Annotated in this window: 1 pseudogene; it reads right to left on the bottom strand. The window is 55.2% G+C overall.

Annotated elements, in window-relative coordinates:
* Positions 1–48: 48 nt before the first annotated feature.
* Positions 49–310, bottom strand: a pseudogene (locus AB9F29_RS21930) (EamA family transporter); the annotation flags it as partial.

Below are 310 nucleotides of genomic sequence, written 5' to 3'. Positions count from 1 at the left end.
GATCAATTTGGACGCGTTCGAAAGTTTCCTCGCGGAAAACAAACTGGCTTAATCCTGCCGGAGCAAGAGCAGCAGCGCCCCAACCGTCAGAGCAACCCCGACCAAACTCGCCCCACTTGGCGCGCCATGTCCGAGCAAGATTTCCAGCAAGATCACCCAACTTGGCACAAGATAGGTATAGGCCATCACCTTGGCCCCAGACAGGCGCATCGAGCCAAAATGGATCAGGCTTAGGCTCCCCGCCGTCGCAAAAACCGCCGTGTAAAAAATCGTAAACCAAACAAGTGGCGGCAGCTGTGCCAAATCCATC

This window comes from Falsihalocynthiibacter sp. S25ZX9 (assembly GCF_041205405.1).
Classification (GTDB): domain Bacteria; phylum Pseudomonadota; class Alphaproteobacteria; order Rhodobacterales; family Rhodobacteraceae; genus Falsihalocynthiibacter; species Falsihalocynthiibacter arcticus.
This window is presented reverse-complemented; position numbering and strand designations above follow the sequence as displayed.